14 protein-coding genes and 1 pseudogene are annotated in these 19,784 nt (G+C 59.9%); 10 read left to right on the top strand and 5 right to left on the bottom strand.

The window, feature by feature from the left end:
• Positions 1 to 161 precede the first annotated feature (161 nt).
• Positions 162 to 332, top strand: a complete 171-nt coding sequence (locus GT495_RS07490; RefSeq protein WP_161162150.1) for a hypothetical protein — start codon at positions 162 to 164, stop codon at positions 330 to 332.
• 24 nt (positions 333 to 356) lie between these two features.
• On the opposite strand, the gene GT495_RS07485 is transcribed toward GT495_RS07490, so the two are convergent.
• Positions 357 to 1,460: an RsmB/NOP family class I SAM-dependent RNA methyltransferase gene (locus GT495_RS07485; RefSeq protein WP_161162149.1), complete on the bottom strand. Its 1,104-nt coding sequence runs from the start codon at positions 1,458 to 1,460 to the stop codon at positions 357 to 359.
• A 243-nt stretch (positions 1,461 to 1,703) separates the two neighbouring features.
• The gene (locus GT495_RS07480) at positions 1,704 to 3,854 is read right to left on the bottom strand and encodes a class I tRNA ligase family protein (RefSeq protein ID WP_161162148.1); all 2,151 of its coding nucleotides are present in this window, start codon (positions 3,852 to 3,854) and stop codon (positions 1,704 to 1,706) included.
• A gap of 133 nt (positions 3,855 to 3,987) precedes the next feature.
• Here GT495_RS07480 and GT495_RS07475 point away from each other — a divergent pair, with 133 nt between their 5' ends.
• The 3 genes from GT495_RS07475 (at position 3,988) to queA (ending at position 6,520) form a co-directional block, all read left to right on the top strand.
• Entirely contained in the window at positions 3,988 to 4,557 is a 570-nt protein-coding gene (locus tag GT495_RS07475; protein ID WP_161162147.1) for a DUF3267 domain-containing protein, read from the top strand.
• Between the two features lie 105 nt (positions 4,558 to 4,662).
• Positions 4,663 to 5,238, top strand: a complete 576-nt coding sequence (locus GT495_RS07470; protein WP_161162146.1) for an epoxyqueuosine reductase QueH — start codon at positions 4,663 to 4,665, stop codon at positions 5,236 to 5,238.
• Between the two features lie 70 nt (positions 5,239 to 5,308).
• Positions 5,309 to 6,520, top strand: a complete 1,212-nt coding sequence (gene queA, locus GT495_RS07465) for a tRNA preQ1(34) S-adenosylmethionine ribosyltransferase-isomerase QueA (protein WP_161162154.1) — start codon at positions 5,309 to 5,311, stop codon at positions 6,518 to 6,520.
• 304 nt (positions 6,521 to 6,824) lie between these two features.
• On the opposite strand, the gene GT495_RS07460 is transcribed toward queA, so the two are convergent.
• A complete protein-coding gene (locus GT495_RS07460) occupies positions 6,825 to 8,606 on the bottom strand; it encodes a hypothetical protein (protein WP_161162145.1) in 1,782 nt (593 codons plus the stop codon).
• 296 nt (positions 8,607 to 8,902) lie between these two features.
• On the opposite strand from GT495_RS07460, the gene GT495_RS07455 reads away from it, so the two are divergent.
• The 6 genes from GT495_RS07455 (at position 8,903) to GT495_RS07430 (ending at position 15,163) form a co-directional block, all read left to right on the top strand.
• Positions 8,903 to 9,703 (top strand): SDR family NAD(P)-dependent oxidoreductase, encoded by an 801-nt coding sequence (locus GT495_RS07455; RefSeq protein WP_161162144.1) that lies wholly within the window; start codon positions 8,903 to 8,905, stop codon positions 9,701 to 9,703.
• Between the two features lie 246 nt (positions 9,704 to 9,949).
• Positions 9,950 to 12,223: a 5-methyltetrahydropteroyltriglutamate--homocysteine S-methyltransferase gene (gene metE, locus GT495_RS07450; protein WP_161162143.1), complete on the top strand. Its 2,274-nt coding sequence runs from the start codon at positions 9,950 to 9,952 to the stop codon at positions 12,221 to 12,223.
• A gap of 105 nt (positions 12,224 to 12,328) precedes the next feature.
• A complete protein-coding gene (gene tgt / locus GT495_RS07445; RefSeq protein WP_152076841.1) occupies positions 12,329 to 13,468 on the top strand; it encodes a tRNA guanosine(34) transglycosylase Tgt in 1,140 nt (379 codons plus the stop codon).
• A gap of 197 nt (positions 13,469 to 13,665) precedes the next feature.
• Positions 13,666 to 14,424, top strand: a complete 759-nt coding sequence (locus GT495_RS07440; protein ID WP_161162142.1) for a TIGR00730 family Rossman fold protein — start codon at positions 13,666 to 13,668, stop codon at positions 14,422 to 14,424.
• A gap of 128 nt (positions 14,425 to 14,552) precedes the next feature.
• On the top strand, positions 14,553 to 14,852 hold the full coding sequence (locus tag GT495_RS07435) for a type II toxin-antitoxin system RelB/DinJ family antitoxin (protein WP_156598757.1): 300 nt from the start codon (positions 14,553 to 14,555) through the stop codon (positions 14,850 to 14,852).
• Between the two features lie 2 nt (positions 14,853 to 14,854).
• The gene (locus GT495_RS07430) at positions 14,855 to 15,163 is read left to right on the top strand and encodes a type II toxin-antitoxin system YafQ family toxin (RefSeq protein WP_161162141.1); all 309 of its coding nucleotides are present in this window, start codon (positions 14,855 to 14,857) and stop codon (positions 15,161 to 15,163) included.
• Positions 15,164 to 15,227: 64 nt separating this feature from the next.
• Here the strand turns inward: GT495_RS07430 and GT495_RS07425 are convergent, their stop codons facing one another.
• Entirely contained in the window at positions 15,228 to 18,212 is a 2,985-nt protein-coding gene (locus GT495_RS07425) for a DEAD/DEAH box helicase family protein (RefSeq protein ID WP_161162140.1), read from the bottom strand.
• A 606-nt stretch (positions 18,213 to 18,818) separates the two neighbouring features.
• Positions 18,819 to 19,679 (bottom strand): annotated as a pseudogene (locus GT495_RS07415) (DegV family protein).
• Between the last annotated feature and the right edge of the window lie 105 nt (positions 19,680 to 19,784).

The following is a 19,784-nucleotide window of genomic DNA, read 5'->3' as shown; positions in this document are numbered from 1 at the left end:
GGGGCTAGTTCCGCGTTGCGCTAGCTGCGGAAACGCGGGGGCCGTTCAAGCTGTTGCGTTGAGATTGAAAATCAACCAGGGCCAGCGAACGTGAAGGAGCTGTGGTGGCGGGTATTGAGGTGCTATCTTGAATGTCCCGTTTAATAGAGAGGTGACGCGGTATGGAATTCACAGCAATGTTGGGCTCGATTGGCCTGTGTGTGGGCGCAATCGTTGCCGCCGCGGTCATCTACTTGGTGGTCACGGCCATTAAAGGCAAAAGAGCCGAGCGCAAGGAACGCGAGGCACTTAAGCAGCACCGTGACCAGCAGGACAAGTGCGTACGGAGATAGTTTGTTGAGTTTTGAATCCGTGCGCTAGCTGCGTTTTCGGATCAGGGCGATATAGAAGCCCTCAAAGTCGCGGCTGGGCGGAATGGTCAGCGTGCCGGGCATGCCGTTGGCGACGGACGAGACGTGGCCCGCGGCGATGGCCTCGGTAAGGGCGTTGCACTCGATATGTGGCTTGTCGCCGGCATCCTGGGCGCGACGCGCTTCGCTTTCGCTCGGCGTTCCGTCGAGGGGGATGAGCTCGCAGTCCATGTGCTTGTCGAGGGCCTCTTGCAGGGCATCCTCGTTTTCCTGCGGTAAGATCGAACATGTCGAATAGACGAGCGTGCCGTCCGGTTTGAGGGCCCCCATGGCGCGGTCCAGAAGCGCGCGCTGCGAGCGGGCGCACTTGAAGAGCAGCTGCTCGGTGAGGCCGCGCAGGCTCTTTTCGTTGCCGCTGATGACGGTGCCCGTGCCGGTGCAGGGGGCGTCGAGCAGGATACGGTCAAAGCGGAAGAACTCGTCAAGCTCGCGTGCGTCGATGCGCATGACGGGCACATTTTTGGCGCCCTGGCGGCCCAAGTTGGCTTCGAGCTTCTCGGCGCGGGGAATGCTCATCTCGCAGGCCGTGAGGTGTGCCTGGCCCTGGGTGAGGGCGGCGATCTGCGTTGTCTTGCCGCCAGGGGCTGCGCACATGTCCAGGATGTCCTCGCCTGCCTGGGCGCCCAGGACCAACGGCGGCATCATGGACGACAGACTTTGCAAGTAGATCTTGCCGTCGCGGTAGATGCCGAGGTCCCACAGGTCGGAAACCTGTGCCTCGGGCAGGATAAAGGCGTCTGGGTACCAGGCGACGGGGTTGTGGGCGATGCCGGCGGCATCGAGCGCCGCAGCGATGTCCTCGGCGGTTGCCTTGAGCGTGTTGGCGCGCAGCGTGACCGGGCGTGTGGCCGCGGCGCCAAAGCCTTCGATCATGAGCTGAGCATCAGTAGGGGCATAGGCGCCGGCGACCGTGTTGACCATAAAGCGCGGCAGGTCGGCGGCGGAGTGTTGGGCGGCAAGCTGGTCGGAGAGCTCGGTAGCAGCAAGCTGCCTGAGCTTGAGCTCGGGCTTAGGTTGCTTCTTCTGCTTACGACGACGCGGCTTGGACATACGTCTTTCCTTCCACCTAAATGATTATTCTGGGACGGGGATTAAAAAATCAATCAACGATCCCCGATCAGTCTTTTTGGGACGGGGCTATTTTAGCTACTTTGCTGTTGTCGCAGGTATTTTGGCCGACCAGTGTCAAAAGTAGTCAAAATAGCCCCGTCCCAAAAAGACTGTACTGTGGCGCCCGGGAATGATTTTTAATCCCCGTCCCAGAATAATCATTCCCGGGCGCGTTGCGATTGCCTAGTACTGGCTCGCGTGCTTGCTAAAGAAGTCGAAGCGCGGGGGCAGCGGCTTCACGCGGTGCTCGCCGGGCTTCTCGCCCAGGCTCTCCATAAACTCGTCCGTGGAAGCAAAGATGTTGTCCCAGCTAAAGAAGGCGACCGGATCGACATCGAAGTACTCGCAGATGAGCTCGCAGCCGGCCGGGACGATGCCGTGCATGAGCACGGTTGCCACGCGCAGCTCGGTAAAGGCGTCGACGAGGGCCTGCGTCATGGCGGTGTTGGCTGGCTCGCCCTCGAGCTTGTTGGCGGCCTTGGAGGCATCGCTCCAGCGCTTGTTGGCGGCACGCAGGTAGTCGTCGCACACGGCGAGCGCGCGATGCGTCTCGAACTTGTACATGGCCTGCTCAAAGGCGAGAGCTGCCTGCTCGGCGGCTTCGACCACGATGGCGGAGGCGGCGCCGGCGGGGATGCAGCCGTTGCGGTAGGGGCTCTCGTCGCCCTCCTTGATGGCGACACCGTAGAAGCAGCTGCGGGCTAGGCGGTTGAAGACGCCGGTCAAGAGGGCGCTCTCCTTTAGGGCCGGATCGATGACGCGCTTGTCGTCGCGGGCACGCACCTCGTTGCCGTCCTTGTCCTTGCCGGTCACGCGTGTGTCGTATGCCTTGGGACTAAAGCTCACCGGCTTCTCGGACAGACCGAGCGACAGCCAATGCGCACGCATCTGCTCGCAGGTGTAGTGGTTGAGCAGGTCGTCTGCCGGCGGGGGAGGCGTCTGCGAGGACGAGCTGGCCTTTTTGCCCATGTAGAGCAGGTGATAGCAGGCGCTGACGGTGCTCTGCGTAAGGTTCCAACCCAGGGCCTCCCACATGGCGGTCTGCGCGATGCAGTAGAAGTAGATGTTGTCCTGGCCAATGAACTGGTAGATCTGTGCGTCGTCAGAGCACCACCAGTCGCGCCAGTCGAGTGAGCTGTGCTGGTAGGTGGGCGCGGGGACCTGCGTGGAATCGGCGGCGGGCTCGCCCATGAGGGCGGCATCCTGGGCGGCGACACCCTCGGTCACGCCGGCGGCCTTGGCATCGCGTGCGAGTACGGTGCGGGTGTAGCTGATGGGCGCCCACAGGCTCTCGGGCCAGCACCAGCAGGTGACGTCGGAGACGCCGTCGACCTCGGGCGCCGGAACGCCCCAGTCGATGTTGCCGGTGATACGGAAGGGCACGAGCGCCTTGCCGCTGCGGAAGCGCACGCCGCCGTTGGCGAGCACCGCGTGGGCGTCGTCGCGTTCCTTCCAGCTGGGGAAGGCGACGGTAAAGCTGCTCTTGTTGCCCTCGGGCTCCAGCACGGTGTGCTCGGGGAGTTGGTCCTCGACGGCGTCGAAGGCCTCGCGGAATTTGTTCTGAATGTAGAGCTGAGCCGGCAGCAGCCACTCCTCCATGGTCTTGGAGACCACGGAGCGAACCTGCGGGTTCTGGGCGAGCTTGGCGGTGTAGGTCTTCATAAAGTCGAGGTAGGCCGGCAGGTCGAAGTAGAGGTTGTCGACCGGGCGCAGCTCGGGCACCTCGCCGGTGAGCTGGCTCTTGGGCGCGATGAGCTCCTCGGGCTCAAACTGGTGGCCCAGATCGCACTCGTCGGCATAAGCCTTCTCGGACTTGCAACCTTGGATGGGGCAGCGGCCGATGACCTGGCGACCGTTGAGGAACGTGCCGGCCTTGGCATCGTAGAACTGCAGGGTAGAGCGCTTGGAGATGGCGCCCCGCTCGTGCAGGCGCTCGATAATCTCGGCGGTCACCTCGTTGTGGATCTGGGCCGCTGGCTCAAGGCCCGAGCCGCCATAGATGTCGCAGCTGATGTTGTAGTTGTTGAGGGTCGCGGCCTGGCGGGAGTGGTTGGACTCGACGTATTCGCGAATGGACTTGTCGTAGCCCTCGTTCTCCTTGAGCTTGCGGTAGCTTTCCATGATGGGAGAGCCGTAGCAGTCGGTGCCCGAGGTGAAGATGACGTTCTCGCGGCCCAGGCGGTCTCGAAGGAAGCGGGCGAAGAAGTCGGCCGGGACAAAGACGCCACCAACGTGGCCAAAGTGCAGACCCTTGTTGCCGTAGGGCTCGCCGGCGGTAACGATGGCGCGGCGCGGCCAGCTGGGACGGTCGTTCATGGAGTATTTGGATGCCATGGGACTCCTTCGCATATGGTGGGGGGCGCGGCCGGGCGCGGGGCGCGGCGGCGCGGTGGTCAATTCGTGCATATCGTTCGACATTATCGCACATGCGGACGGGTACGTGGCAGGGGCGCTATCCTAAGGTGCTATGAATGAGATTTCCAACATACATGCGTTTGAAGACGAGGATTTCCTGCACGCTTGCTTCGTGTGGGGGATGGTCGTAGTCGGTGTGTTTGCCGTGTGCTTGGTGCCGGTGTTTATGCTGCTGGGCGGGCCCGTTGACCTGGATGCTGCCGATGCGGGCGGCTGGACGGCGGTCGTGGGCTGGATAGTCGGCTTGGCTGCGGTTTCGGCGGCGTCGTTTGCCGTTCACGAGCTTGTGCATGGCGTGTTCTTTAAGCTGCTGGCGCCTGCGGGCGCGCGGGTGACCTTTGGGGCGAATCGCGAGACGGCGATGATCTATGCCTGCGCCGAGGGCGTTGTGTATTCGCGCCGGCGGTACGTGGCGGTTTGCCTGGCGCCGACGGTTGTTGTGACGACAGCGTTTGCCTTGGGCTTTGCGTTTTTGGGCTATCCGCTGCTGTGTTACCTGGCGGCAGGCTTGCATCTTTCGGGGTGCGTGGGCGACTGGTACTACGTGCGGACCATTTTGCGCGACCGTCGCATTGTCGCCTGCGAGGACACGTCCTTTGGGGTGCGCTTTTTCGCAAGGTAGTCTATTTGGGATGATTTTTCTGGGACGGGGATTAAATAATCGTTAGGTACGCAATGATTATTTAATCCCCGTCCCAGAAAAATCATTGTGGGAGAGGAGATGTTGATGAAGTCGTTGCTGCTGCATGCGTGCTGTGCACCATGCTCGCTTGAGCCGGTTCGCCTGCTGCGCGAGGAGGGGTTTGAGCCCACGATTTGCTGGACCAACCCCAATATTCAGCCGCGCGATGAATGGCAGCGCCGCCTGGACGAGCTGCGCCGGTGGTGTACCGACGGCGGCATCGAGCTCATTGAGGCAGGCGAGGACCGCGAGCGCTGGGAGGCCGGTGTGGCCCCGTTGGGCGCCGATCGACCCCGTCGCTGTCGTGCGTGCTATGCCCTGCGTCTGGCCGAGGCATGCCGCGTGGCCCAGGAGCACGGGTTTGAATATGTGGGCACGACGCTCGCCGTCTCGCCGTATCAGTTGTTCGAAATCTGCAATGATGTGTTGGAGCGTCTGGCTGCCGCCCGCGGTCTCACTCCGGTGATTCGCGATTTTCGCCCGTATTATCCCGAGGCCACGCGTCGTTCGCGCGAGCTGGGCATGTATCGGCAGAATTACTGCGGCTGCCGATTCTCGGCCGTCGAGGCGGCCATGGACCGCGCCCGCATCCGCGACGAGCGCAAAGCGTCCAAAAAGTAGTTCTTTTGAGCTGGCAGCCTGCTAGGATGTAGAGCGGACTTTACCTATATAAGGAGAATCTGACGTGTCTATGCGTACCGATGATTTTGATTACAACCTGCCCGAAGAGCTCATCGCCCAGGCGCCCGTCGAGCCGCGCGACTCCTGTCGTCTGCTGGTGGTTGACCGCAAGGGTTCCGAGGCGGGGGCGCCGCTGGAGCACGGCGGCACCGTCGAGCACCGCATCTTCCGCGACGTCATCGACTACATCGAACCGGGTGACGTGCTCGTCATCAACCAGACGCGCGTGATGCCGGCCCGCCTGATCGGCCGCAAGGCCGGCTCGGGCGGCGTGGTCGAGACGCTGCTGCTCAAGCGCCGCGAGGACGTGGATCCGCTGGGCCACGTTTGGGAGTGTCTGGTCAAGCCGGGGAAGCGTTTGAAGCCCGGCGCTCAGATCGAGTATCGTGCCGGTGGCGCCCATGCGCCCGAGGGGGCTCCCGTGGTGCTGACGGCCGAGATCGTCGACTTTGTCACCGACAGTCGCGGCGGTCGTCTGGTGCGCTTTGAGCCGGTCGGTTGCAATGCCACTGGCGAGCCGCGCACGCTTGATGAGGCTATTCATGCCGCCGGCCATGTGCCACTACCGCCCTACATTACCGACTACGAGGGCGACCCCGAGAAGTACCAGACCGTGTACGCCATGAAGGAGGAGCATTCGGCCGCTGCTCCCACGGCGGGCCTGCACTTCACACCCGAGCTCATGGCGGCTATCGAGGCCAAGGGTGCGAAGTTTGCCGCTGTCGAGCTCGAGGTCGGCATCGATACCTTCCGTCTGGTGGAGGAGGACGACCCCACGCAGCACGTCATGCACACCGAGCGCTACCACGTGTCGCAGGAGGTTGTCGACGCCGTGCATAAGGCGAAGGCCGAAGGGCATCGCGTGATCGCCGTCGGCACCACCGCAGTGCGCTCGCTCGAGAGCGCGTTTGACGCGGACGCGCCGGTGTCCGATCCGGCTGTGACGGCGCGCTATTTTGAGGGCCGTGAGGACGGCGCCGACACGCTCGGCCGCGGTGACATCGTGGTGCGCGAGAACGCGACGACGCAGCTCTACCTTATGCCCGGCTCGACCTATCACGTGGTCGACGCGCTGATCACGAACTTCCACGTGCCGCGCTCTACGCTCATGATGCTCGTGAGCGCGCTTGCCACCCGCGACCAGATCATGGATGCCTACGCCGCCGCCATCGAGGAGCGCTACCGCTTCTTCAGCTTTGGCGACGCGATGCTCATTTTGTAGTTACGCGGTTCTACGAACCGCGTAACGGCTCGACGCTGCAAACCCGCCAGAGCGGCAATCTGACGTTCAATCGTCGGGCATGACCAGAAGGTCAATGCCCTCCTCTTTCACGTCACCTTGCTCGCTCTGGCGGGTTTTCGCTGACTTCGCCAAAACATCGGTGTAGTCATTGGGGACGTTCTTAAACGACTACCTTGCATCAATCTAATAAGTTGCGGGGAGATAGTTCTTGAATTGGCCTTTTTGAGGGCTAAACAGGAACTACCTCACCGCAACTGCGTTGGGGCGTTTTTTGCCAACTGGTTTACTTGCTCATGAACAGCCAGATTGCGATGATCGCAAGGATTGCGGCAATGATACAGGCGATGGCTCCGGTGAATTTGACGCGTGAGTCGCGGGTTCGCTTGCGCACGTCGTCTTCGGTGGCCTCGAGTTGGGCAACTTCGCGCTCGGTCTCGGTATACTCGGCCTTGTCGCGTGCCAAGGATCCGGCGAGCGAATCGGTGATCTCGGGATGGTCGTGCACCTCGGTCGCCTGCTCGATAATCGACTGCGCATGCGCGGCATCTGCCCGGGCGTTTGCGATGGCCTGCTCTTGCTCGCGGCGTGCCTTGTCCTGCGTGGCGATCTTTTCGCGCAGCTCGCGCTGGCGCGTCGCGGCGGCAGTTTTTGCGGACTGCAGCTCGTCGCGCGCGGCATCTGCCTCAGCCGTTACGGCCTGGTGCGCGCGTTTAGCGTCGGCGATGGGGGCCTGTGCCTGCTCGACGGCCTGCTCGGCGGCGGCAAGTGAATGCTCAAGATCGGCGGTGATGCGCGGAATGTCTTCCTCGGCCTTGCGGAGGGCGTCGGCAGCGTCGGAGATTTGCATAGACAACTCGCTGGTGCGCACGGTGTAATTGGCGGGATTTGCCGAAGGGTTGCGCTGCAGCTCGGCATACTCATGACGCAGCGTCTCGAGCTGTGCGCGCGTAGCATCGGCAGTTTGTCGTGCGGCGGCGACACCGGTATCGCGCTCGGCCTTCACTTTGTCGCGGATGCGCTTGGAATCTTCGAGTCGACGAACCAGGCGGTTGCCGGTCTCGCGCGAGCTCGCCTCGCGGGCTTCCACGGCGTCGAGGACAGCCTTCAGGCGGAGCTCGGTCGCATCGTCCTCTGCCTTCATTTGCTCGAGCTGGCCCTTGAGCTCCGTCGCTTTGGCGGCATGGGCATCACGGTTAATTTCAGCTGCCGCAGCGGTCTTTTGTGCCGCGGCAATCGCCTGGCGTTGATCGGCGATGATCCGATCGTAGCGGCCTGCGATGTCCCGGCGCGTCTCGAGCTCCTCTACCTGGTCGGCGATGCGCTGCTCAAGCTCGGACAGGTGGGCGCGGGCATCGGCGAGTGCCTTCTTGGCGGCGTTCATCTCGCGCATGGCCGACGCGCCCTGGGCGATAAAAGTGCCCACGGCGTTAGCGGTGTTTGAGACGGCGCTTCCCAGGTCGCGGCTCGTGGCGGGAGCATGCGAGGTGGTCGGATGCGCGGCCTCGGCGGCATTCGTATCGGCAGTCTGCGGCGCGGCGATATTGCCGGTGCCGCCTTCGATTACGGAAAAGCCCGCTGCGTGCGGGTCGACCGCGTCGGTGCCGATCGTGGGGTGCTCGAGTTGCAGGAACGAGGGCATGGTGCTGCCCTGGTCGGCAACCGGGGTCTCGCCGGGCACAAACGTCGAGGCAGCCTCGGCGGCTTCCTCCTCCTCGGCGTCGACATCGGCATCGGCGACAGCGTCCTTCATCGCTTTGACGGCATCCATCATGGAGTCCATGACGGCGTCGAGCTCCTCTTCTGAAGACACCTCGATGGGGCCCGCTGCTTGCGGAGCGTTCTCAGCCTTGGGCTCAGTATCGCTCGGGTCCGGCTGCTCTAGCTGATCTTCCTTGTCTTGCTCTGCGGCGACATTTGCGTCTGCGGCCTCGTCTGCGGCGGCAGAAGCTTCCTCGACAGCGGCATCAATGCCTCCATCGCTGCTGGTAGAAGCATCGCAGTCGTCAATGGTGCCTGCGGAATCATCAATATGCTGTTGAGTCTGGGGGTCCAGCTCGTCTGTCATAGGCATGTGCTCCTCATCGTTGTTTGTCACCCTATGATAGAGTCTCGCGCCGACATCCCGCGCGCCGCAGCAAAGTTTCAAAACGTGTTCGATGTCTCGCGTCGATAGCAACAACTCGGCCACGTTATCCAGGTTGTACTTGACAATCCCTTCGCCGAACGACGTGGTGCCGTTCGCCTACCGAGGCCTTTTCTTCTCACTTGAACACGCTAAAGTTGCATCTCAGCTTTTGGCGCGTTTATTTGGATGCGCGAAGTCGGCGGGTACGCCCGTCGCGATTCTGAAAGGATTTCCATATGGGACTTTTCACTGGTAAGACTGTGATCATCACCGGCGGCGGCAAGGCCACGCTTAAGGACGGCTCTGCTGGCTCCATCGGCTACGGTATCGATATCGCTTTTGCCAAGGAGGGCGCGAACCTCGTTATCACCGGTCGTAACGTTGCTAAGCTCGAGGCTGCCAAGGAGTCTCTCGAGGCCGAGTACGGCGTCAAGGTCCTGCCTGTTCAAGCTGATGTCTCGGCTGGTCAGGATAACGAGGCCGTCGTCCAGAACGTCATCGACAAGGCCATCGAGAAGTTCGGCCGTATCGACGCCGTCGTCAACAACGCTCAGGCCAGCGCCTCGGGTGTGACCATCGCCGACCACACTATGGATCAGTTTAACCTGGCCATTTATTCCGGCCTGTACGCTACCTATCTGTACATGCAGAAGGCCTATCCGCACCTGAAGGAGACCAAGGGTTCCGTGGTCAACTTTGCTTCGGGTGCCGGCCTGTTTGGCAACTATGGCCAGTGCAGCTACGCCGCTGCCAAGGAGGGCATTCGCGGCCTGACCCGCGTCGCCGCCAACGAGTGGGGCCCCGACGGCATCAACGTCAACATCGTGTGCCCGCTTGCTTGGACCGCTGCGCTCGAGAACTTCCAGGATGCTTACCCCGAGGCGTTCAAGGCCAACGTCCACATGCCGCCGGCGGGCCACTACGGCGATGTCGAGAAGGAGATCGGCCGCGTGGTCGTTCAGCTTTGCGGTCCCGACTTTAAGTATATGAACGGCGAGACCGTCACCCTCGAAGGTGGCATGGGCCAGCGTCCGTAGGGCAACGGCGGCTCCTGCCCCCTGCGCAGAGCATGCCGCGCCCCCTCGGGTAGGCTATCTTGCCCCCATCGCGCATCAACCTTTATTCTTCACACTCGCTTGCCATTTGATTTGACTATGGCAAGCGAGTGTTTTTTCGTAGTTCCGATTGCGTAGTGGTGGTGGTCTAATAGAGCCCAACCGTCTGGTCGAATGTTCGCACGCCCAGATGTCGTTTTCGAAAAGAGGTATGAAAGGACAGTCATCATGAAGACCTCGGTTGTCGGGTTTCCCCGTATCGGTCGCTTGCGTGAGCTCAAGTTTGCATGCGAGAAGTACTTTCGCAGCGAGCTTCCTGCCGCCCAGCTCGACCAAACTGCTCGTGAGTTGCGTCTGGCTCATTGGACGATGCAGCGCGATGCCGGTATCGATATGATCCCCTCGAATGACTTCTCTTTCTATGACACTACGCTCGACACGGCCGTGCTCTTTGGCCTGGTGCCTCAGCGCTATCGCGTGCTCGGGCTTTCTGCGCTGGACACCTATTTCGCCATGGCTCGCGGCTACCAGGGCGAGGCAGGCGATGTTCATGCACTACCGATGAAAAAGTGGTTCAACACCAACTACCACTACAATGTGCCCGAAATCGATGATGCGGCAGAGATTGCGCTCGTTGGCACCAAGCCGATCGATGAGTATCTCGAGGCCAAGGCCGCCGGCATCGAGACAAAGCCTGCCATTCTTGGTCCCTTCACACTGCTCAATCTCGCGAATTATACCGGCTCACGTCAGCTTGCCGACGTGGTCGAGCCGCTCGCGAGCGCCTATGCCGATCTTATCACCCGCTTATCCGATGCGGGTGCCGGGTGGATTCAGCTTGACGAGCCGTGGCTGGTTCGAGACCTCGACAAGCGCGATATCGCTCTGTTTAGACGGCTCTATGCGCCCATCCTCGATGCGCGTGGCAACTCCCGCGTGTTGCTCCAGACCTACTTTGGTGATATTCGCGACTGCTATCGCGACGTGTGTGCGCTGGCCTTTGATGGCATCGGCCTCGATTTTATCGAGGGTGTGCAGACGGCAGAGCTCGTTGCGAATTATGGATTCCCACAGGATAAAGTGATGTTTGCGGGTCTTGTGAACGGCAAGAACATCTGGCGCAACCATTACGCCCACACGATCGGGACCATCGCCGCCTTGCGCGGGGGGACTCGGGCGCCGATTGTGCTCTCCACGTCTTGTTCGCTGCTTCACGTGCCCTATACGTTGGAGCACGAGACCCAGCTCAACGATTCCTATCGCTGCCACTTTGCGTTTGCCGAGGAGAAGCTTGCCGAGCTTGCCGAGCTTGCCGAGCTGCTCGACCGCGACGATCCCTCATCCACGCCTGCGGCGAAGGCCAACGCGGCGCTCATGGGCGCTCGTCCCGATAGCGTCGATGAGGCCGTGCGCGCCCGCGTCGTCGCCGTGCCCGCGGGCGCGCAGACGCGCCTGCCCGCTCGTCCCGTGCGAGAGGTTATTCAGAAAAAGGAGCTGGGGCTTCCCCTGTTCCCGACCACGACGATCGGTTCCTTCCCGCAAACGCAGGAAATCCGCTCGATGCGCGCTCGTCGTCGCCATGGTGAGATTTCGCAGCAACGCTACGAGGAGTTTCTGCGTGACCAGATTGCCGAGGTTGTGCGCCGCCAGGACGAGGTCGGTCTCGATGTGCTCGTACACGGCGAGTTCGAGCGCAACGACATGGTCGAGTATTTCGGTGAGCGCCTGGACGGCTTCGTGTTCACGCGCTTCGCCTGGGTTCAGTCTTATGGTACGCGCTGCGTCAAGCCGCCCATCATCTGGGGCGACGTTTCGCGCCCCAAACCCATGACCGTCTCATGGTCGAGCTATGCGCAGTCGCTGACCGATAAGCCAATGAAGGGTATGCTGACCGGCCCGGTTACGATCCTGAACTGGAGCTTCCCGCGTGAGGACATCCCCGTGCGCGACACCACCCGCCAGATTGCCCTTGCAATCCGCGATGAAGTACTCGATCTCGAGGCCGCCGGCATCAGGGTGATTCAGGTTGACGAGGCCGCGCTTCGTGAGAAGCTGCCGCTGCGCCGAAGCGACTGGCAGCGCGAGTACCTGGATTGGGCTATCCCCGCGTTCAATCTCGTGCACAGCGGTTGTCGTCCCGAGACGCAGATCCACACGCACATGTGCTACAGCGAGTTCGCTGACATTATTCCGGCGATCGACGCCATGGACGCCGACGTGATTTCGTTCGAGGCCTCTCGCTCCGAGCTCGAGATCCTCGATTCCCTGGCCCATAACCGCTTCGAGACCGAGGTGGGCCCGGGCGTCTACGACATTCACTCGCCGCGTATTCCTTCCGAGCGGGAGATAGGCGAGGCACTCGCAAGGATGCTCGACAAGGTTGCGCCCGACAAGCTTTGGGTCAACCCCGACTGCGGGCTCAAGACGCGTAGCAATGCCGAGGTCTGGCCTTCGCTGAGGAATATGGTCGCCGCGGCTCTGAAGCTGCGGGCACAACGGTAGATGATCGCCGTAGATACGATGCCCGTTTGATGTGTAGGGGCGGCCCGCTCGCGGGACGCCCCTATAATGGTTTGCGTATGAACCGCAACCAAGGAGTTCCAGTTTATGGACCAGAACCTCTTTACATTCGACCTGATCGCCGAGGACCCGACGACACATGCGCGCGCCGGCGTGCTGCACACCCCGCACGGTGACATTGAGACACCGATCTTTATGCCCGTGGGCACCAAGGCAAATGTCAAGGGCATCCCCACCGAGACCGTTAAGCAGCTCGGTGCGCAGATCGTGCTCGCCAACACCTACCACCTGTCCATGCGTCCCGGTGAAGACACCATCGCCGAGCTGGGCGGACTGCACAAGTTTATGAACTGGCACGGCCCCATCCTCACCGACTCGGGCGGTTTCCAGGTCTTCAGCCACAACGACGCCGTTAAGCTCACTGACGAGGGCGTTCACTTTATCGTCAACGACTACGACGGCCGCCACGTGTTCTGGACGCCTGAGGACAACATGGAAATCGCCATGAAGCTCGGCTCCGACATCTGCATGCAGCTCGACCAATGCCCCGGCTATCCTGCCACGCGTGCCTATGTCGAGCGCGCCGTGGAGCTGTCGAGTATGTGGGCCGAGCGCTGCTATAAGGCCCACACCCGTGATGACCAGGCGCTCTTTGGCATCGTCCAGGGCGGCATGCATATGGATCTGCGCCTGCGGTCGCTGCGCCACCTGGAGGAGTGCGGCGACTTCCCCGGCTACGGCATCGGTGGCTACTCGGTGGGCGAGGACCACGAGACCATGTTCGAGACGCTGGCGCCGCTGGTTTCCGAGTACATGCCTAAGCACAAGCCGCGCTACCTCATGGGCGTCGGCAACCCTACCACGCTCGTGCGCGGCGTTGGCGTGGGCATCGACATGTTCGACTGCGTGCTGCCGACGCGCACCGGCCGCATGGGTACGGCGTTCTCCAGTGAAGGCCGCCTTAACTTCCGCAACGCGCGCTTTGCGCACGACGACGGCCCCATCGACCCCACCTGCACCTGCCCGGTGTGCACGGGCGGCTACAGCCGCGCACTCATCCGCCATATGGTCACGCAGAAGGAGATGCTCGGCGGAATTCTGCTGTCGATGCACAACATCTACTACCTGCTCAACCTTATGCAGCGTGCCCGCCAGGCCATTATCGAGGGCCGCTACGGCGCGTTTGTGAGCGACTGGATGAACTGTCCTGCGGCGGTGGACTACTAGGAGCGGCGCGGGCGCTTGCAGAGCGCGGGCAACGGCAAGGGGCGAGCGCCGACCGGTCATCACGTTCGCTAACACCGCCTGCGCGGCTGCTGACCGATGCCTTGCAAGCGCTTGACGTATCGTGGGTACCATATCGCGGGCGGGTGTTTGACGCATGGCGTCGGCCCCGCCCGTTTCTATTTTCGATAGGAGTACCCATGATTAAGAATGAGAACGTCGAGGGCGAACCTGCCTACGACGAGACGTACCGCCGCGGTCCCGTGGTCATGCGCGGCCCCATGATTCCTAAGGACAACACTTACGCCAACCTGCTGGCGCCCGAGGATTCAACCGACTGGTTGCATGCCGACCCGTGGCGCGTCCTTCGTATTCAGGCAGAATTCGTCGATGGTTTTGGCGCGCTGGCCGAGCTCGGACCCGCAGTGACCATCTTCGGCAGCGCCCGCACACCCAAGACGGACCCGGTCTACAAGGCGGCGCGCACCGTCGGCCGTAAGATCGCCCAGCGCGGCGTGGCGGTTATCACCGGCGGCGGCCCCGGCATCATGGAGGCGGCCAACAAGGGAGCGGCGAGCGTCAACGGCAAGTCAGTTGGTTTGGGCATTGAGCTGCCACACGAGCACGGGCTCAATAAATACGTGAACCTCGGCATGGACTTCCGCTACTTCTTTGTGCGCAAGACCATGTTCGTCAAATATAGCTCGGGTGCCATCGTGTTTCCCGGTGGCTTTGGTACGCTCGATGAGATGTTCGAGGTGCTCACGCTGGTACAGACGCACAAGGTCAAGCGCATGCCGCTTGTGCTGGTAGGCAGCGGGTACTGGCAGGGCCTATTCGACTGGCTCAACGGTCCGGTGATGGACGACGGTATGATCAGTCCGCTCGATCCCGAGCTTGTGCACATCACCGACGACCTCAACGAAGCCGTTGACATTGCCCTGAGCGGGCTGATGTAGAGCGAGCGTGTCTGCCGTTGCGGCAATGTGGGTTACAGTAATGTGAACGGCAGTCTGATGCTATCTAACATCAGGCTGCCATCTTAATGGGGTATACTGATGCAAAAGACGAGGCGAGGAGGTCGCGTATGTCTACTGCAACGGTTAAGCCTACGACGGTTCGTATCGAAGAGGGGCTCAAGGAACAGGCGACTGAGTTTTTGGATTCGGTTGGTCTGAGTCTCAATTCGTATCTCAACCTTGCTGTTCGGCAGCTTGTGAATCAGCGAAAGATTCCGTTTGAGATTGTGGGTCGACCTGAAGTTCCCAACGAGGTGACGAGGCGCGCCATGGTGATCGCCGAGGCTCATGAGCTGGGGATTTTACCAGACGACAGCTCGTCGTTCGACAACGTGGACGATCTGATGTCGTTCCTCGATGAGGACTAACGATGTTTGAGATTAAAGTCGAGGACCAGTTTAAGGCGGATTACAAACGGACGATGCGCGTCCATCCGCAGCTAAAAACGGAGTTTAAGGCGGCCGTCGCAGAGCTTGCGGTTCACGGCTCGTTTCCCGCGGAATATGGTGCGCACGAGCTCTCAAACCCGGGTGGCAATTATAACGGCCGCATTGATTTCCATCTATCCGATGGCTTGGTCGATGTGGTCGTTCTGTACTTGCCGCATAAGACTAATCCGGTGATCCGACTGGTCAGAACGGGCTCGCACGAGGAGCTGTTCCAAGGTCCGCAGGGCTGATCGCCGATTTCTAAGTTGCGGTGGAATAGGGATTGATTGGCGGCTGATAAGCCAAAAACAGTCCCTATTTCACCGCAACTGCTGGGGGTACCCCGTTCGTCGCCGCGGCCTCCGGTTCCACTTTTCGTTGAATTTCGCTCAAAAGCTCGGCTGCGACTTCGATGCTTTTGAAACGAATGCTGCAGTCTTCTTTCTTTGGGAAAGCCAGCAACGGAATAGCTCCGTACCAGACAGTTTCCTCGTCAATCACTGATGCGCACAGGCGTCCTTCGGCTTTGATGAGATAGTTGACGTTCATCTCGGCAAAAATCGCTTTCACGTCGTCGCGCGGAGTCGAAGCAATAGAAATCTCAAGGGCAATTCCACGGGTAGCGGCATTCGCGAGTGCAACGGCGAGCTTTTCAAGGCATGCGGCGGACGCGTAGGGTGCGGCAATAAAAATGCTTTTCGATGCGTTCTCGATGTCATTCACTAAAGCCTCCACGGCTCTTGCCGACCTAACGAGGATGTTTCGTTCGTCCTGTCTGTTGTCGTTTGCCGCAAAGACTTCATACCCCAGCTTAGCGTAGGTCTTGAGCCTCTTTTGGTACATGCGCGCGAACATGGGTATCGACAGGTCAACATAGTCGAATATCTCAACCCGCTGTTTGCCCTCGTGGCTTCTGTGTAGCCTGCCCGCCTGCTGCGTTATGCTGCCGTCCCAAGATATTGGAGTGGCAATGAGCAAAGTGTCAAGGTAAGACAGGTCGAAGCCCTCGCCCAGAAGACTTTCAGTTGCGACGATGATTCGATGCTCATGCTCAAAGCTGGGAAGACTCTTCAGTATTGCTTTTCTTTCTTTGGCGTCGATTTCTCCGGTTAAGAGTATGGGTTCGTGTCCGCGGCTTTGAAGTAGCCTGCATAGCTCTTCGGCATGCTTTTTTCTTTTAGATAGCACAAGCGGATGCCGGCCGTTTGATGCGGCCTCGAGGGCGTCCTCGATAATTGCTTCATTTCTCGCGGCATGTACACACAGGAGATCGAGAATTTGGTTAAAGGATGCTCCTGGTTCGTAGGTGGGTAATCGAATTCCGGTGAAACGCGGTCTAACAATGCGCTGAATCCCCTGTTGGATTGCTTGCGTTTTTGGATCGACGACATAGCGAACCGGGCCGCAGAGCATCGAGAGTGCCCGCGTGAGTCCGTCCGAACGCTCGGGCGTTGCGGAAAGGCCATATACATATTTGGCAGGAGCGGACTTGAGGACAAGCTCAAGCTGTGGCGCGGCCGCATGGTGGCATTCGTCACAGATGATGAGACTGTAATCGCGAACGAACTCCTTGGCTAATGACTCGCCGGTTTGGGGATCCTTGCCGGATAGCGACTGGAATGAAGCAATGTCGATGAGACGGCTTATGGCGGTCTTGCCTCCTCCGATTTGCCCAATGAGCGGAGGCTGTCTTTTGCTGATTCGTCCCTTGGGGGTTCGGACGGGCTCTCTGTTGTCCGTGATGTCGAGAAATCGTTCGAGTTGGGATTTCCATTGGGCAATGAGCGCAGTTTTAGGAACGATGACGAGCGTTGGAAGTCCAATGGCAGCAATAAGATAAGCTCCGATGACGGTTTTGCCGAACCCCGTCGGTGCGGACATGATTCCGTCTTCGTAGCCGAGCATCTGTTCAGCGACAATTAGCTGTTCAGGGCGAAGAGTCCCTTTAAATGCCATCACAATTGGATTGCTCGACTTGCGTTTGTCTGAATAGTGGGCAGAAACGCCGGCTTCTTGAAGCAGCCGCTCAAGTTGAACCTTGCAGCCTCTGGGAATCGCGACGTAGCCATCTCTAAGTTCGCTGAGGTCTATGAACCGCGGTTTGCCGTATACCGATTGATGCATAGATTGTGCGCGGAAGAATTCCGGGTTGGCAAATGTTGCAAGCCTGCGGACTTCCATTTGAGCTGCGGGACTCAGAGATTTTTCGGGGATATAGAGCATATCGGCCTGCGTGACGGACAGCGATGACGGGAAGTCCCGCGGTGTGAGCGGAAGCCGCTTTCGCAGTCTCTGGGAATGTGGCACACCGGTGTTTGCCACTGCAGCAGCCGCTATTCCATGTGACCTATTTTCGATGCTCTCGATCAGATTTTGCACCGTCACGCGCGGGATTAACTGGATTTGCGAAAGGTAAAGCCATTGATCGGGAAAGGGCCCAAATTGCTCGTCAACAAATACGCTGTTCCCTTTTCGCTGCGCTTTTCCTTGAAAAGGCAGCGCTATGAGATTTCCAAAGCCGCCCTCAGGAATGGTGGACTGCGCGGGCAGCATTCGGTCAAATGCTTTGAAGGTGATCGTCTTGTTCAGTATCGCCGCTTCGGTGATAAGGCTGCTTCCAAAATCTCGTGCGGTCTTTGCGCTGACGAGCTCTAGGAAGAAAAACCAGACATGTGCGCCGTCGCCCGATCTCGATCGCTCGACTGCGACATCGATTCCGTGGCTTTTTGCGACGTGTCGAATGGCATTCGTCGCTTCTTTCCAATCGGCTCCGTCAAAATCGATGACCAGGACTTTCGTGTTACTGTCTTTATCGAGCGCATATTGGCCTATAACGTCTCGAAGCCTATCGTCATTGCCTCTGAAATGGGCGATGATCGCGGCATCGCTCAACTCGGGGAAGACGCGGCTGCTGCATTCCGTACATTTGACTCTCTGGTGGCTTGCTTTGGGGCAAATGCCTGACTTCCACTCATTTGCGCAGGCGGGCGTATAGCCAATTCCTCCGTCTTTTCTGCGGTACCCATGAGCGTAAACATCTTTGCGGCCAGTAAAGAGATTGCGGAAGAGCTCGAGTTTGTCGCGCGCTGGGCTTGCGCTGGTGACGATGCCCTCGATTTGCGCTCGTTCATCGAACAAAGCGCCAGCTTCTTTCCACTCTTCTAGCGTTGCGTAGCGTACGTCTGAACCGTTGTTGCAAATGACGATTTGTCGGTGTTGGTCCGATATATGTGTGATCGTCTGATCGTATTTAAATTGTGCGGTCCCAAAGAGGGCGTATTGATGCATGGCGTTGCCCATTTGAATGCCGTCCTTGTATTGGAGTTGTTGAGACGAGGGTACGGCATTACGGCTTTTTGGGATATGTTATTTCGATTCAAGTTTGCTAATGGCAAGGGATTATTCTGCGAGCGGCTTTCGGTCGATGCCAAGGCGCGCGACGGCCCTTGATAATCAGGGTTTGCGGTCATATAGGTAGCCGGAGGCGTAAAGAGCGGACCTCATTCAGACCCGGTGGGCAAAAAATGGCAAATATGAGTAGTGTTGCTCGGTTAGTCTCATATCATTTGAGAAGTATCTAAGACCAATTGACTGAGTTTTAGTATATTCACCCCCCTAAACACGACGATTCGGGGCTTTATGGAGCTTGAAATCGGTGGAAGCGGGCAATTTCAGTGTAATTTTGCTGTTACTAAATTTATGACAGTACTCATATTTGCCATTTTTTGCCCACCGGGTATCACTAGGGGCTAGTCGAAGCTCCCCCAAACAGCTGGGAATGCGCCGATCGTCAGCATATCTTGTATATGGATGGCTCAGCAAAAGAAGTTGCGGTGGAATAGGGATTGATTTGCGGCTGATAAGCCAAAAACGGTCCCTATTTCACCGCAACTGATGTGGGAGTCCCTAGCGAGTTGGTTGGTAGCGGGGGCAGTAACTGATGGCGATGGCGTCGACGCCTACGTGGGTCGCGATGGTGCAGCCGATGGGGCCGGTGCCGGCATCGGCGTAGTCCTGGCCCGCGAGCGCTTGGTTGACGAGCTCTTGCTCCTCGGCGGCGCCGGTTGTGAGCACGCGCACGCTCGAACCCGGGTGCTCAGCCAAAAATGCGAGGCAGTCGGCCATGGTGTTGGCGACGATGCGCTTGGCGCCGCGGCCCTTCTTGATGGCCCTGATCTCGCCCGACTGCTACTCCGGCGAAACGGCCAAGCGAATGTTGAGCATCTGCGTGAGCTGGCCAGCGAGCTTGGGTGCGCGGCCGTTCTTGACCAGGTTCTCGAGCGTGCGCGGAATCAGCAGCAGATGGGCGTCGGGCAGCGTCGCGCGGATCTGAGCCTCGGTCTCGTCCAGGCTGCGGCCGTCCTCGCGCATGGCGAGCGCGTACTCCACCAGCAGGCCCTCGGCGCCCGAGCCGGTGCGCGAATCAACGCAGCGCACGTCGAGCTCGTGGGTCTCGGCCACCAGGCATGCGTTGGAATAGCAGGCAGACCACTCGCTGCACAGCGAGATAAAGATGGCGCTGTCGTGGCCGTCGGCGCGTACGCGATCGAAGAGCTCCTTGAACTCACCGGCGCTCGGCTGCGAGGTGTGCGGTAGCTGCTCGGAGCCTGCCATGCGGGCGACGTACTCCTCGGCGGTGATCTGTACCTGGTCGAGCAGGTCCTCGCCTTCGATAATCACATGCAGCGGAATCACGTAAATGCCGAGCTCTTGGGCGCGGGTGGGGGAGATGTCCGACGTGGAGTCGGTTATGATGGCAAAAGACATAATTGCACCTTTCGATGGGGCGCCACGGCGCCGCCGATTGAGAGCAAAGTGCGTCAAGTATAGTGGAGTTGTTCCACATTGCCAGCTTTAATTGTTGAATAGTCA

Source organism: Collinsella sp. BIOML-A6 (genome assembly GCF_009875845.1).
Classification (GTDB): Bacteria; Actinomycetota; Coriobacteriia; order Coriobacteriales; family Coriobacteriaceae; genus Collinsella; species Collinsella aerofaciens_H.
This window is presented reverse-complemented; position numbering and strand designations above follow the sequence as displayed.

Coding starts and splice junctions, on each gene's coding strand:
- GT495_RS07490 (WP_161162150.1), top strand. CDS start 162: ATGGAATTCACAGCAATGTTGGGCTCGATTGGCCTGTGTGTGGGCGCA.
- GT495_RS07485 (WP_161162149.1), bottom strand. CDS start 1,460: ATGTCCAAGCCGCGTCGTCGTAAGCAGAAGAAGCAACCTAAGCCCGAG.
- GT495_RS07480 (WP_161162148.1), bottom strand. CDS start 3,854: ATGGCATCCAAATACTCCATGAACGACCGTCCCAGCTGGCCGCGCCGC.
- GT495_RS07475 (WP_161162147.1), top strand. CDS start 3,988: ATGAATGAGATTTCCAACATACATGCGTTTGAAGACGAGGATTTCCTG.
- GT495_RS07470 (WP_161162146.1), top strand. CDS start 4,663: ATGAAGTCGTTGCTGCTGCATGCGTGCTGTGCACCATGCTCGCTTGAG.
- queA (WP_161162154.1), top strand. CDS start 5,309: ATGCGTACCGATGATTTTGATTACAACCTGCCCGAAGAGCTCATCGCC.
- GT495_RS07460 (WP_161162145.1), bottom strand. CDS start 8,606: ATGACAGACGAGCTGGACCCCCAGACTCAACAGCATATTGATGATTCC.
- GT495_RS07455 (WP_161162144.1), top strand. CDS start 8,903: ATGGGACTTTTCACTGGTAAGACTGTGATCATCACCGGCGGCGGCAAG.
- metE (WP_161162143.1), top strand. CDS start 9,950: ATGAAGACCTCGGTTGTCGGGTTTCCCCGTATCGGTCGCTTGCGTGAG.
- tgt (WP_152076841.1), top strand. CDS start 12,329: ATGGACCAGAACCTCTTTACATTCGACCTGATCGCCGAGGACCCGACG.
- GT495_RS07440 (WP_161162142.1), top strand. CDS start 13,666: ATGATTAAGAATGAGAACGTCGAGGGCGAACCTGCCTACGACGAGACG.
- GT495_RS07435 (WP_156598757.1), top strand. CDS start 14,553: ATGTCTACTGCAACGGTTAAGCCTACGACGGTTCGTATCGAAGAGGGG.
- GT495_RS07430 (WP_161162141.1), top strand. CDS start 14,855: ATGTTTGAGATTAAAGTCGAGGACCAGTTTAAGGCGGATTACAAACGG.
- GT495_RS07425 (WP_161162140.1), bottom strand. CDS start 18,212: ATGGGCAACGCCATGCATCAATACGCCCTCTTTGGGACCGCACAATTT.